Genomic DNA, 14314 nt, shown 5'->3' on the forward strand with positions numbered 1-14314 from the left:
TAGAATTTTCAAACAATTTCTTTAAAGCTTAATTGCTTTTCTATGTTAAATAGTTTAATTTAGGAGAGACAATAATTAATTAAATCTCTAATATATGAGCGATTTATTCAGCTTTAACAAAGAAAAGAAAAATAAGCTAGTCGATAATAACTATAGTGCAAAAGATATTGAAGTATTAGAGGGGCTTGAGCCTGTTCGTAAAAGACCGGGGATGTATATCGGGGGTACTGATTCAAATGCTATGCATCATTTAGTATCTGAGGTGCTGGATAATGCTATGGATGAAGCAGTCGCCGGCTTTGCAAGTATCATCACGATAAAAATGCATCATGATCATAGTATTACTATATTTGATAACGGTCGCGGTATCCCTATTGATAATCATCCTAAATTTCCTAACAAATCAGCTTTAGAAGTAATTTTAACTACTCTTCATTCAGGAGGTAAATTCTCAAATAATGTTTATCATACTGCAGGCGGATTGCATGGTGTTGGAATATCGGTAGTAAATGCTTTATCTAAACATTTAGAAATAAAGGTTTATAAACAAGGTAAATTATATAGCCAAAGTTATTCTAAAGGAGAAAAATTAACTGATTTAATATGTGAAGAAACATCTAAAAGGCTAAGAGGTACATCAATACATTTCACTCCCGATCCGGAAATTTTTAGTGAAAAATTACATTTTAATCCTAAAAAGATTTATGAGCTTGCAAGGTCAAAAGCTTATTTATATCGCGGTGTTACTATAGAATGGGTATGCGAAGTAGAAGTACAGTCAGATATACCTAAAAAGGCATTAATAAGTTTCCCGAACGGTTTAAAAGATTATTTAAGTTCAAAAATAACTTTAGATAATTTAGTTATTCCAGGAATTTTTGCAGGTAATATAGAGTCTACGCCGGACAGGATAAAACTTGAATGGGCGATTTGTTGGCAAAATAACGATAGCTCGGCATTTGTTCAATCATATTGTAATACTGTTCCGACTCCTCAAGGAGGAACACATGAGCAAGGACTTAAGTCGGCTATTTTACGTGGGCTTAAAGCATATGGTGAAATGATAGGGAATAAAAAAGCTGCTAATCTAACTATTGAGGATATTTTAGAAACCACAAGTGTCGTACTTTCTATTTTTATAGCTGAGCCGTCTTTTCAAGGACAAACTAAGGAAAAATTAGTATCAAACGGTGTAAGTAAACCGGTCGAGAATATAATAAAAGATCATTTTGACCATTTTCTTAGTAGTGATAAAGCTTTAGCTACTAATTTACTGGAGCATGTAATTAGCATTGCGGAGTTTAGAATCAGTAAGAAAAACGAAAAAAATATTTCCCGTAAAAATGCCACTCAAAAATTACGTTTACCCGGTAAACTTGCCGATTGCACACGCACTTCACCTGAAGGGACGGAATTATTTATTGTAGAAGGTGATTCGGCAGGAGGCTCTGCAAAACAAGCACGTAATAGAGAAACGCAAGCAGTATTACCGCTATGGGGTAAAGTTCTAAATGTTGCGAGTTCTACGCTTGAGAAAATCGTTAATAATCAAGCAATACAAGATTTAGAAATAGCTCTTGCCTGCGGTAGTTTAAAGAATTATAAAAAAGAAAATCTGCGTTACGAAAAAATAATTATTATGACTGATGCAGATGTTGACGGTGCTCATATAGCTTCGCTATTAATGACTTTCTTTTTTTTACGAATGCCGAAATTGGTAGAAGAGGGGCATTTATATCTAGCTAAGCCTCCGCTTTATCGTTTAACGCAGTCTAATAAAACTTATTATGCAGGCGATGAAGAGGAAAAAGCTAAGTTAACGGATAAATTATTAAAAGCTAGTAAAGCTAAAATTGAAGTAGGTAGGTTTAAAGGTCTCGGTGAAATGATGCCTGCACAATTAAAGGAAACTACTATGCATCCGGAAAAAAGATCGCTTTTAAAGGTAACTTTAGAAGATGTTCAAAATGTTGATAAAATAGTAGATGATTTAATGGGTAAAAAGCCGGAAAAAAGATTTCAATTTATTTATGAACAGGCTTTAGTTAAAATGGATAAAATTATTAGTGAGTTGGATATTTAATCGTTATTGCGAGGAGCCGTAGGCGACTCGGCAATCTCGTCAAATATCCTGAGATTGCTTCGTCAAATTACTTCGTAATTTTCCTCGCAATGACGCTTTGCTTAAAAAACACACATATTTGGAGTATTATGTTATTACGTTTAATTATAACACTATTTTTTATTATAAATTCTATTTGTGCATTTGCAGAAGGAGAAAAAGAAACTGAAAATAAAATATCAAATCAGGAAGCTTATAAGCAATTTCAAGAAGTATTTGAACGTATCGAAAAGGCTTATGTACAGGTGCCCGATAGGCAAAAAATGATAGATGAAGCAATTAACGGTATGTTAAACTCACTTGATCCCCATTCAAGCTATTATACCGATGAGGATTTAGAAGATATTTTTACTTTTACAAAAGGTGAATTCGGCGGAATCGGTGTTGAAATAATGTATGATAGCGGAGCAATTAAGATAATATCGCCTATTGACGATTTGCCGGCTTTCAAAGCAGGGCTTAAAGGTGGGGATTATATAGTAGGCGTGAATGACGAGTTAGTCTCTACGCTTGGTCCTAATAAAGCTATAAAAGAGATGCGTGGTACGCCTGGTACTAAGGTTAAATTGTTGATAATTAAGGAAGAAGAGGCAAAACCGCAAGAGCTAGAGCTTACTCGCGAAATAGTAAAAATCAAGCCGATAAAAGCACATTTAGAAAAAAATAATATTGCATATATACGTATAACTACTTTTAATGAGTCAACAATTTCTGAGCTGAAGGCAGCAGTAAAGAAGTTAAAAACTGAGGGTAAAGATGACCTTAAAGGTATAATTCTAGATTTACGTAATAATGCCGGAGGTATACTCGATCAAGCTATTGCTGTTAGTGATTATTTTATTGATTCCGGTGTAATTGTAACAACAAAAGGTAGAACTACATCAAGTAATAGCGAAATTAAAGCAAATGAGTTTTCGTTAAAAGCTCCCAAAGTACCTATGATAGTTTTAATAAACGGTAATTCTGCCTCTGCCTCGGAAATAGTTGCCGGAGCTTTGCAAGATCATAAAAGAGCAATAATACTTGGCACTAAGTCTTTCGGTAAAGGATCAGTTCAGGCTTTAACACAAATCAATTCTAGGGCGGCCGTAAAACTGACTATATCTAAATATTACACCCCAAGCGGTCGTTCTATTCAAGCAGAAGGAATAGAGCCTGATATTTTAATTGAGCCGGCGAAAGTTGAGTATCCAGAAGTGAAAAAAATAGATAAGCGTTTTTCTGAGAGTTCTTTAAAAAATTATTTGAAGAATGATAATGAAAAAAACAAAGATAGCCAAAAAGCAACAAAAGCCAAAAATAATAAACAAGAAGAGAATGAATTATCGGAATTATACAAAAAAGATTATCAATTTGCTCGTGCTTATGATGTAATTACAGGGTTGATTCTTAATAAGAAGCTGGAAACAAAAGAGAGAGTTAAACAAGAAGATAAGTAGAGAGGATAATATCATTCTCGGTTTTGCTGCATGGGTAGATTCTTCGTCATAAGCTACGGAAAAACTGTAAGTTTTGTACGTACGCGAGATCTCTCAGGCACCCTGGTTTATGAGATTGCCACGCTCCTTTTAGTCACTCGCAATGACGATTTGTTATGCGAGCAAGCCTTCCGCAGGGATGACATCAGTTGAGTTAAAAATAACTACTAGGTCTTATAATGAACCACAATAAGTATATAGTAAGATTGTCATTCATTATATTGTTTCTTAATATTGTCATAAATATGATGTTTTATCGTTATTTTATGATAAAAGAAATGATAGTAAAACAAGTGGCTTTGGAACATACTAAAATTGTAGAACTTTACACTGATAATATTTGGAATACTCATCAGAACGTAATCAGTAAATTACACAAATTCGATTATTTAAAACTATTACAAGATCAAGATTTTATTAATTTTGCAAAGATTACCGCTCAATGGTTCACCAATCTTAATATTAATATTTCTCTCTACGATCTCAAAGGTAATAAATTCATCACTAGTAATATGTTACATATGTATAGTGTAGACAATTATAAAGATGATAGTTTGGTTGAGATAGTTACCGCAAAAATCGATAAATTTTTTTTAAAATCCTTTACTTCAAAAGCTCCGCTTCGAGATGCTTTTGAAGGTATTACAAGTCATATATTATTACCAAGGGTAGTAATAGAAAATGAAAGTGATTTAACAGTGGAAGAGGCTTCTTTTATTACTAGCTATATCCCTGTTATAAATAATAATTTAGATTTTCCCGTAGATGCAGTATTTGAGATTAACACTAATATTACCAGCCAGTGGCAAAATATAACCTCTCTTGAGCAAAAGGTTTTTATAACTTTTATCATTATTTTTATAATATTCTGCACTATAATTATTAGTAATACTAACTATGCTAGACAAATCATTGAGGAGCAGCTTGAAATAAATAGAAATTTAAAAGCTCAAATAGTAAAAGTAGAAAAAACCAGCTCTTCAAATACAAAGTTTTTTGCGAATATTAGTCATGAATTGCGTACACCGCTTAATGCTATAATAGGCTTTTCGGAAATTCTTATGTCGGAAAGAGATGAAGAAAAAAGTAAAAATTATATTAAAGATATAAATGATGCCGGTAAGCATTTGCTTAGTATGATTAATGATATTTTAGATCTTTCTAAAGCTTCTGCCGATAAATTAAAAGTAGATAGTATAGATCTTGATTTAAATAAATTAATTCGTTCTTCGCTGATACTTGTTAAGCCTCGTGCCGATCAAGCCGAAGTGGCTTTAATTAGTAGATTACCGAAAGAGCATGTGGTTATAAAGGCTGATCCAAAAAGGCTAAAACAAGTATTCTTAAATCTTTTATCAAATGCCGTGAAATTTACAAATTCCGGAGGAAGTGTTACTATTGCACTTGAAAAAGATGAGTTAGCAAAATTAGTATATATAAAAGTTATAGATACCGGTATCGGTATTGAGGAAAAAGATATCCCAAAAACTTTATCGGCGTTCGGTCAAATTGATAGTGAGCTTAGTAGAAAATATGAAGGTACCGGTCTTGGGTTGCCGCTTACTAAAAAGCTGGTTGAACTTATGAACGGTAAATTTGATTTGCAAAGTAAGATAAATGAAGGTACCACCATAACAATAACGTTTACATATGACGGTAGTATTGAAATATAAAAAATTGTGTGGAATATTAAAAAAATTTCGGTATTATAAAAAAATTATAAATTTTTAAAAAATATATGAAACTGATTGTCTTATTATTTACTTTTTTATTTTCTATGTTTTCTTTCGGAGAAAGCGAAACTATTAAAGGAAAGCCTTTAAAATATGTAGCAAATAATGATTTTGAAAATAGACTAGATGAACAGGAACAAGAAATCAGAAGGCTAATCGGTAAAGTTGAGGTTTTACAGCATAAAATTGATATGCTAACTCAGAACTCAAATATTTCAAATCAAGAAGAAAATACTGAAGTTTTAGAAGCCGGTGATTCAACAAAACAAGATGTTTTTGATATAGCTTTGCTTAAAGATATGACGGATAATGCGCCTACAAAACCTATTGAGGTTAATAAGGATATAGCTCCTGATAAGCAAGCCTATGATTTGGCTCTTGCTGCTTATAAAGATAATAAACTTACTGAAGCAAAAGATAAGTTTAAAAATTTTATCCAAAAATATCCTAACAGTTTGCTAATTAGTAATGCTTATTTCTGGTATGGGGAATGCTTTTTTAAACAAAAAGACTATAACGGGGCAGCGGTTAACTATTTAAAAGGCTATAAAGAGTTACCGAAAGGGGCAAAATCTTCCGATGGTTTATTGAAGTTAGCACTTTCCTTAGGCGAACTAAAAAAAACTCAGGAAGCATGTAATATGCTTGCTAAGTGTGATAAGGAATTTCCAACTAATAGAACTGCCGCATCCAAGAAAATGGCAGAAGATGCTAAGATTAAATTTGGCTGTAAAAATAAATAAAAATAATAAAATATGACTGATATTTTGGATGAAGTACTGAGTGATCAAAATGAAGAAAAAAGGTTAATTTTTTTCAAAAAGCTTTTACCTATAATAATAATCATTTCTATAATAGCTATTACTATAATGGTTGTTATTAATAATAATAAAGATAAAAGAATTAAAAATAACCAAAAAAACGGAGATATTCTTGTTAAGACTGTTGGTTTGAAAACAACAAAAGATAATGAAGAATTAGCTTTTAATACTTTAGAGAATTTAGTTACTACTAGTAATACTAAAATCAAAGAAATAGCTGCATTAAAACAAGTAGCCATAAAGATTTCAAAAAAAAAATATTCAGAAGCGAAAGACCTGCTTAATAAAATTATTGAAAATAAAGAATATTCCGAAATTTCTACTTCTTATGCACGTATTTCATGGTGTAGTCTTGTTATTGATGATCACAATCTAGATATTCAAGATAAAGAGAAATTGACCAAATATTTAAACTATTTTGATGACGAGAAAAAACCTTTTTGGGCTACAGCAACTATTATAAAAGCTATGTGGGATATTAAGAATAATATGAAACCGCAAGCAGAAAAAAATCTAAAAAATTTATTAATTTCAAATAATGTATCTGATCTAATAAAAGATCAGGCTAAAGCATTGCTTGTAAATTTAAATAAATAATAATTCGTACTTAAGGAAAAATATGACAAAAAAAATAGCACTTCTGTTATTACCGTTTATTTTAATTTCATGTAACGGGCTTGGACCAACAAGGGTAAAAAATATTGTTGAGTTGACTCCTAAATTAGCAATTCAGACTCATGAGCCTATATATTTAGATTCTAATGCAAATATATATGCATTTAATGCAAATATGCTTAAGAATAAACAGTATAGTTTCACTAGAAGTAAAACGATTACCGAGCCGGTTTTTATAGGCAATATGATTTATGCATTGGATATTAGATCGAATATTTCTGCATTTTCTATAGAGAAAAATAAGATTATTTGGTCTTATAATTTAAGTAGACATAAAAAAGATAATTATATAGGCGGTGGAATTTTACACCATAACGGAAAATTATACGTAACATACGGTTCAAGGTTGTTAGTAGTGCTAGATGCAAAATCAGGTTATGAAATAATTAGAAAAGAACTTCCGGATATTATTAGAATTAAGCCTATTGTGCTCAATGATAATACTGTCTTAGTGCAAACTATCAGTAATCAAACTATTGCTTTAAATGCAGAAACTTTAAAAACCGTATGGGAACATGAAAGCCTAGCGGAAGTTTTGTCGGCTAGTTATTTTATGACGCCGATAGTACAGCATGATAATGTAATAGTAACTTATAATTCCGGGCAAATACTTGCCTTAAATATAACAAACGGTGAAGTAAAATGGAATTTTGAGTTTACAAATCTTAATGATCGTACAGCTATACCGAATTTTGACGAATCAAGTATTTTATGTACTCCCGTTCATGATAATATGAATCTGTATATAGCAACCGGTCTTGGTAAGCTGATTAAGCTTAATTTAGCAACTGGCAGTGTGATTTGGCAGGTAAATGCCGAGGATATTCAATCAATGTCTTTAATCGGTAATAGTCTATTTGTAACAAATAATGCTAGACAAATAGCAGCATTTAATCCTGAAACAGGGAAAGTAAAGTTTGTAGCTGATTTAAATGATAGACAAGATCCTAAGAAACTAAAATCTGCTGCTTTTTTAGTACCTTTTGTTGGCGTTAATAATAACAATAAGCGAAGTTTAAATGTTATTTCCGTTAACGGTGTTTTATATAGTTTTGATGTTGATAATAATGGATTAAACATGATACCTAATGTTGTCAAAATTATAAAAAATATTCGTTATTATGGGCTAAGAGCAAATAATAATTTATATTTTTCGACCGATAGAAAAATAATATTTGGAAGTAAATAAATTATATTTAGCTTGACAGATAGCGGGTATTAATGCTATTAAATATGTTGCTTGATTCTTTAATTTTAAATTCTAATTAAAAAGATACTATTGTGAAAACTTACTCGGCAAAGCCATCGGAAATTGAAAAGAAATGGTGGGTCATAGACGCAAAAAATATTGTACTAGGACGCCTCGCTAGCAGAGTTGCTAATATGCTACGCGGCAAGCATAAGCCTAGCTTTACACCTCATTTAGATTGTGGTGATAATATAATCATAATAAATGCGGAGCATGTAAAATTAACAGGTAAAAAAGCAAATCCCAAAGACGGAAAAATATATTACAGATATACAGGATTTCCAGGTGGGATAAAAGATACTACGGCAGGTAAAATCTTAAGTGGTAAACACCCTGAGAGAGTTATTAAAATGGCCGTAAAAAGAATGATTACAAGAAATGCTTTAGGTGCTAAGCAAATGAGTAATTTGTATGTTTATGCAAATGGTGATCATCCTCATATGGCACAGCAACCTACTGTTTATGATTTTGCAAGCCAAAATCCAAAAAATAAAAAGTAATAGAATATGCCCGAGTTAAAAATTAAAACAGAAAAAGTAGAAAAGCAGTTAACTAAAGAACCTTTAGTATTAAAAACTCCTAAAGAAAAAATAGATAATTTAGGCAAGTTTTATGCTACAGGTAAAAGAAAAAATGCTATAGCACGAGTATGGCTTAAAGTAGGAAAAGGAAAAATAGTTGTTAATAAAAAAACAATAGCCCAGTATTTTCCTTCTGAAACTTATGTGAAAACTATCTTACAGCCGTTTGTCTTAACAAAAACTATTGATCAGTATGATATAATTTGTACTGTTAGAGGTGGAGGAATTTCAGGACAGAAAGGTGCTATTTTGCATGGAATTTCTAAAGCTTTAGATAAATCTGCTCCGGATTTTCATGCTATTTTGCGTAAAGGTGGTCTTTTAACACGTGATTCTAGGGTAGTAGAGCGTAAGAAATACGGACAACGTAAAGCACGTAAGAAAACACAATTCTCTAAACGTTAAGATACAATTTGAGAAGTTGCTAGTCAATTGTTGCATGGATCAATTTTTTATTGTCATCCCGCGACTTGATCGTGGGGTTCAGCTTAACATATTTAAATTAATTAGTATTTTAAGTTATTTTTTTGGGATACCGTGGTCAAGCCACGGTATGACACTAAGTACATTTTCCAAGCCATGTAACCGCTTTTATCTAGAATGACACTTCTTAACAAATTATATAAACACTTTTCTCCTGGCGGGGTAGCTCAGCTGGTTAGAGCGACGGAATCATAATCCGTGTGTCGGGGGTTCAAATCCCTCCCTCGCTACCATTCATCCGTCTTTTTGACAGTTCTATAGTAAACTGATTTGAACTTTGTGCTTTGTTGTTCATCCTCTCGTCTATTATATATATAGGCTCTACCTTTCGTGCCTGGCACAAAATGGGGGTGAGTTTACTATAGTACTGTTAACAGTTCCATAGTTTTTAATAAAATTTTGTATAAGATAAATATTAGACTTCTTGTATAACCTATTTTATAAAGAGGAATTTGAAGGAGGCACAGAACATAGAACCGGAGCGTAGCCAAATCTATGTAAGGATTCGAGTACCAGATTCAAATTACTTTTAGAAAGAGATTATGCCAAGGAGTCTATTTTATATTAGGTTCTGTGAAGATCTCTAAAACGATTTGATTTGCACTAAAAAATATCTCAAAATAAAATCAATTAGAAATCTTTACAAAGCCTAGCATTTTATGAAATTGATTTTAACAAGTTTAATTTTTATATTTATGAGTTTTCTTCCAATATATGCTAAATCCTTACTTAAAGGGTTCATGTATCTGAACGATATCGACCCTACAATTATTCAAAATATGCATTATTATTCAGATGAAAATTTTGTTGGTAAAAAGGTAGATGGTTATAAAGCACCGGAAGCAATTTTAACCATATAAGCTGTTAAGGCTCTTAGAGCAGTAACAAGCTGAGATACAAAAAGATGGTTATTCACTGATTATATGCATATAGGCCACAAAAAGCTGTACAACATTTTTAAGATTGAGCAAAGATAATATTGATCAAAAAAATAAGGAAAGCTTTTACCCATATATAGATCAGTCTAAATGTTTTATATTAGGTTACATAGCTGAAAGATTTAGTCATAGTAAGTACTGTAGATTGATCAATAATAAAGCTTCAGAAGGAAGTTAATAATAATTCTGAAGATTATTAAGAGAAAGCTGAAAGACGCGCGTGTTATAATCCTCTTTAGATGACAATACGGTAGACATGTATACTTCTTTTGACTTATTTGATAAAGCTTTACCTAATGATAGTAAATTAATTGATAAGCAATATTTAGCAAAACGTAATTATTTATGTTCTAAGATGCAAAAACATAATTTTAAAGCATGTAAAATTGAGTAGTGGCATTATACAACTTGCAGATGAGCCTTATAAAGATCAATATTTTAACTTTGATATAGAAAAAAAACTATGACAGTATTCAGTGAGAAAAGATGCATACCATGTGAGGGTGGAGTTCCGCCACTTGAGAAAAAGAAATTGATAAGTTATTAGTTCAATTACAAAGTGAGTGGCAAGTGAATGCATTAGGGCCTCTTTATAAAAAATATAAATTTTCTAATTTTATAAAAGCTATGGAATTTGCAAATAAGATAACTGAAATTGCAGAGCAGGAAGCACATCATTCCGATTTAACTATATCTTGGGGAGCATGTAGTGTGGAAATATGGACTCATAAAATCGACGGTCTTATGGAAAACGACTTTATATTGGCTGCAAAGATAGAAAGTAAAATCTAATTATTGTCAGGTTGAATTACTTAAGTGAAAAGAATAATAGCAAAAATCACACAAGTATCAACAGCAGCTAAACTATGGTTTCTTATTAAATTAATTGAATTATAACAATAATCTTAATAATAAGACATGTAATACTAAACATAAAGTAACTTTATGCCAAATTATCATATTAAATTTTACCAAATATAGTTAATTTAATCGGTTATTTTTGTAGACTTATTTTATTACCAAATTTAATACCAGCTGATTCTAGTGAAAATAGTTATGACCAAAGCCTTGATAGAAATAAGGTATATTCTGTACATTTAAAACCTTTTTCTAATACCTCTACATATTTTTGAGATGAGCATCCTGATCATACCTTTGTACATATTGCTGATAAAAAATATATTTTATATGGATTGGTTAGAGAGCTAAAATTTGCGTTTGAAGATATAAATTCATGATTTTTAATGCCGGAAACTCAAATTGATACGGTTAATTGGGAAACTGAAACAACAACAAATTACTGTCTAAGTAATTTCATTATAAACTTATTTCATATAAGAGAAGTAAAAGATTTTATTGCTAATATAACTATATCTAATCTAGCAAATGCATTTACTGCACATATAATCGGTGATTATAATTATAACCTAATAAAGAATGATAGTACGTACATATTATATGATTGCATCTAGTTGCGATAAAGATTAGTTTATTGTCTAGAGGAACAAATGAGTGTGCTGTATTTACTTTAGGCAATAATACGGATATTTCATTATTTAGTGCTATAAATGAATGAATTGAAGGTGATAAAGAGGTAAATAGTGCTGTTCTACAAGTACTATATATATAAAATTTTACTGAATTAATGATTCAAATTCTTTTACGACGGCTTGGTAAAGTTTACGTTTAAACGGTATTATAATAGATAAGAGTTCATCAAGTGATGCCCAACGCCATTGGTCAAATTCCGGATTAGAGGTATTTATATTAATATCTTCGTTATTTCCGGTAAACCTAATTAAAAACCAGCGTTGTTTTTGTCCACGAAAATTACCGTTCCACAGTTTAGGTATTAAAAAGTTTGGTACATCATAACTATACCAGAATTTGCTTTCGGCAATAATATATCCTTTATCGCTGCCTATTTCTTCTAACATCTCACGCATTGCTGCAATACTTGGTGTTTCGCCGGGAACTATCCCACCTTGCGGCATTTGCCATGCAGATATTTTTGTATCTATTCTTTTACCCACGAATATATGGTTATCGGCATTTAATATCATCATGCCGACCCCTGGTCTATATGGTAAATCAAGATGTTTTTTGGAAGAATTGCTCATTATTTTTTTACTTTAAAAAATCAATTATAATTTTACTACTTTATTTTTACCCGTTGTTTTAGCTTCATACATAGCTTTGTCAGCACGTTCAATGAAAGATTCTATTGATTCTTCTTTTTTATATTTCGTAACTCCGATTGAAATAGTTGTTTTTAAAGGTTCAATTTGATCTTCAATGTGAAAATTCATATATTCTATTTTAACTCTAACTCTCTCCGCAGTTTCAATTGCTTTAGAAATATCTATATCCGTTAAGAGTATAGTAAATTCTTCACCGCCGAATCTTGCTATTAAGTCTGTTACTCTGAGAGTATTCTTCAAAATACGGGATACAATTGTTAAAACCTTATCGCCTGCTTGATGACCGTAAGTATCGTTTACATGTTTAAAATTGTCGATATCGCACATAAGTAAACATAATTTAATACTTTCTTTATTAGTTTTCTCAATAATTTGTTTGAGATGTATATCGAAATAGCGACGATTAAATAAGCCGGTTAGACCGTCTTTAACTGCTAAATTGACGCTTTGTTCAAGATCATTACGTAAATTATCTTGATATTGCTTACGTCTTAATTGTGTTCTAATTCTAGCAAGCAATTCGCTTTCCTCTATAGGATAAACGAAATAATCATTAATACCGAGTTCAATACCTTTCACAACCAAAGGCATACCGTCTTCATCAATTTGTAAAATTATTACTACGCCGCTTATTTCTGCTTTACCTCTTAAAATAACACTGATCCTCAAAGGATCGTCATTTTCGAGCGTACTACTGATAATTACTAAATCGGGGGTATATTCATTTATAATATCTAATTCATCGGAATTACTTATTACCTTTACGTTTTGGGTAAGCTTAAGTAACATTTGTTTTATATTTTTAGTTTGTACCACATCATCATTAATTAGTAATATTTTTTTATCTGCAAAAGTGTCATGCATTTCGATATTTGTTACGCCTAATAATGCATTAGTGCTATTACGAAGCTTTAACTCATCAATTAAGCTTTTCATTCTAGATAGCGATTTAAGTCTTACAAATAGAGCAGTATCGTTAATCGGCTTTGTTAAAAACTCATCAGCTCCTGCCTCAAGACCTTTAACTCGATCATCAATATCGGAAAGTGCAGTTACCATTACAACCGGTATATGAGTAGTTTCCGGATCGGTTTTTATCGTTTTACATACCTCAAATCCATCCATTTCCGGCATCATAACATCAAGTAGTATAATATCAATTTTTGCTTTTTTAAGAATTGCTAGTGCTTCTTTACCGCTATTTGCAGTAAGAACCGTATAATACTCTTTTAAAAGTTTGGCTGTTAGTAACTTAATATTGGGTTCTATATCATCTACTACTAATATTGTGGTCATAAGATTAAATTCTTGTTTTTAAAGGAAATAATTTGTATATTTATACTTTAATTTAAAGTCTTAAATGTATGATATATGAAAATTTCAGCAAATTCAATTAGAACAGGTAACATATTAGTGTATAATAATGATTTATGGGTTGTCAGCAAAACACCGGAACATACTCAACCCGGGAAAGGTGGAGCTTATGTACAAGTTGAGATGAAAAATTTAAAAACAGGGACAAAGCGTAACGAAAGATTCAGTTCTGCCGATTATTTAGAAAAAGCTGAACTTGAACAAAAAGATTATCAATTTTTATATTTTGAAGGTGATGATTTGGTATTAATGGATACTAAACATTTTGATCAAATAAATATTTCCAAGGAAATGTTAGAAGAAAAATTATCTTTCTTAACTGAAAATATGATTGTTAAAGTCGAATTTTATAATGACAAGCCTTTAAATATTGAGCTTCCTCCAACTGTTATACTTGAAATTAGTGAAACTGATCCGGTAATAAAAGGAGCAACCGCTACCGCTTCTTATAAACCAGCAATTTTAGAAAACGGTATTAAAGTTAAGGTCCCGCAATATTTAGAAATAGGAGAAAAAATTGTTATTAAAACTGATGATATGACATATGTCGAGCGAGCGAAGTAAGCTGTTTTATTGAACTATGGATACCACCCTGTCATTGCGAGCCGTAGGCTGTGTGGCAATCTCGTTAAATATCCTGAGATTGCTTAGTCAAAACT

Annotated in this window: 15 protein-coding genes, 1 tRNA gene and 2 pseudogenes; 16 read left to right on the forward strand and 2 right to left on the reverse strand. The window is 31.3% G+C overall.

Annotated features, from left to right (window positions below; genetic code table 11):
- Nucleotides 1-94: 94 nt before the first annotated feature.
- From parE to ACHBLB_RS04145, 15 genes and pseudogenes are all read left to right on the forward strand, one after another.
- Nucleotides 95-2083, forward strand: a complete 1989-nt coding sequence (parE, locus tag ACHBLB_RS04075; RefSeq protein ID WP_475840766.1) for a DNA topoisomerase IV subunit B — start codon at nt 95-97, stop codon at nt 2081-2083.
- Between the two features lie 128 nt (nt 2084-2211).
- Nucleotides 2212-3561, forward strand: coding sequence for a S41 family peptidase (locus tag ACHBLB_RS04080; protein ID WP_475840768.1), 1350 nt, complete (start codon nt 2212-2214; stop codon nt 3559-3561).
- Between the two features lie 218 nt (nt 3562-3779).
- A complete protein-coding gene (locus tag ACHBLB_RS04085) occupies nt 3780-5273 on the forward strand; it encodes a sensor histidine kinase (RefSeq protein ID WP_475840770.1) in 1494 nt (497 codons plus the stop codon).
- Between the two features lie 65 nt (nt 5274-5338).
- A complete protein-coding gene (gene ybgF / locus ACHBLB_RS04090; protein ID WP_475840772.1) occupies nt 5339-6076 on the forward strand; it encodes a tol-pal system protein YbgF in 738 nt (245 codons plus the stop codon).
- Between the two features lie 12 nt (nt 6077-6088).
- Nucleotides 6089-6751 carry a DUF2659 family protein gene (locus ACHBLB_RS04095; RefSeq protein WP_475840774.1) on the forward strand — a complete coding sequence of 221 codons (663 nt, stop codon included), beginning with the start codon at nt 6089-6091 and terminating at the stop codon, nt 6749-6751.
- A 22-nt stretch (nt 6752-6773) separates the two neighbouring features.
- Nucleotides 6774-8018, forward strand: a complete 1245-nt coding sequence (locus tag ACHBLB_RS04100; protein ID WP_475840776.1) for an outer membrane protein assembly factor BamB — start codon at nt 6774-6776, stop codon at nt 8016-8018.
- A gap of 92 nt (nt 8019-8110) precedes the next feature.
- Nucleotides 8111-8578: a 50S ribosomal protein L13 gene (gene rplM / locus ACHBLB_RS04105; protein WP_004996373.1), complete on the forward strand. Its 468-nt coding sequence runs from the start codon at nt 8111-8113 to the stop codon at nt 8576-8578.
- A gap of 6 nt (nt 8579-8584) precedes the next feature.
- The gene (gene rpsI, locus ACHBLB_RS04110) at nt 8585-9064 is read left to right on the forward strand and encodes a 30S ribosomal protein S9 (RefSeq protein ID WP_012736490.1); all 480 of its coding nucleotides are present in this window, start codon (nt 8585-8587) and stop codon (nt 9062-9064) included.
- A 34-nt stretch (nt 9065-9098) separates the two neighbouring features.
- Complete coding sequence (locus tag ACHBLB_RS04115; RefSeq protein WP_475842812.1) at nt 9099-9263, forward strand: hypothetical protein; 165 nt, start codon at nt 9099-9101, stop codon at nt 9261-9263.
- A 35-nt stretch (nt 9264-9298) separates the two neighbouring features.
- A tRNA-Met gene (locus ACHBLB_RS04120) sits at nt 9299-9375 on the forward strand.
- A gap of 426 nt (nt 9376-9801) precedes the next feature.
- Nucleotides 9802-10002 (forward strand): D-alanyl-D-alanine dipeptidase, encoded by a 201-nt coding sequence (locus ACHBLB_RS04125; protein WP_475840778.1) that lies wholly within the window; start codon nt 9802-9804, stop codon nt 10000-10002.
- Between the two features lie 334 nt (nt 10003-10336).
- Nucleotides 10337-10474, forward strand: a complete 138-nt coding sequence (locus ACHBLB_RS04130) for a M15 family metallopeptidase domain-containing protein (protein ID WP_475840780.1) — start codon at nt 10337-10339, stop codon at nt 10472-10474.
- 69 nt (nt 10475-10543) lie between these two features.
- Nucleotides 10544-10872: pseudogene (locus tag ACHBLB_RS04135) on the forward strand (4a-hydroxytetrahydrobiopterin dehydratase).
- A 153-nt stretch (nt 10873-11025) separates the two neighbouring features.
- Nucleotides 11026-11318 (forward strand): annotated as a pseudogene (locus ACHBLB_RS04140) (hypothetical protein).
- 6 nt (nt 11319-11324) lie between these two features.
- Nucleotides 11325-11552, forward strand: a complete 228-nt coding sequence (locus ACHBLB_RS04145; RefSeq protein ID WP_475840782.1) for a hypothetical protein — start codon at nt 11325-11327, stop codon at nt 11550-11552.
- 162 nt (nt 11553-11714) lie between these two features.
- Here ACHBLB_RS04145 and ACHBLB_RS04150 read toward each other — a convergent pair whose 3' ends face one another.
- Both ACHBLB_RS04150 and ACHBLB_RS04155 read right to left on the reverse strand, forming a co-directional pair.
- Nucleotides 11715-12200, reverse strand: a complete 486-nt coding sequence (locus tag ACHBLB_RS04150) for an RNA pyrophosphohydrolase (protein WP_016926064.1) — start codon at nt 12198-12200, stop codon at nt 11715-11717.
- Nucleotides 12201-12224: 24 nt separating this feature from the next.
- The gene (locus ACHBLB_RS04155; protein WP_475840784.1) at nt 12225-13577 is read right to left on the reverse strand and encodes a PleD family two-component system response regulator; all 1353 of its coding nucleotides are present in this window, start codon (nt 13575-13577) and stop codon (nt 12225-12227) included.
- 75 nt (nt 13578-13652) lie between these two features.
- Between ACHBLB_RS04155 and efp the strand changes: the two genes are divergently transcribed.
- Nucleotides 13653-14219 (forward strand): elongation factor P, encoded by a 567-nt coding sequence (gene efp, locus ACHBLB_RS04160; RefSeq protein WP_475840786.1) that lies wholly within the window; start codon nt 13653-13655, stop codon nt 14217-14219.
- Nucleotides 14220-14314: the final 95 nt, after the last annotated feature.

Source organism: Rickettsia lanei (assembly GCF_056242675.1).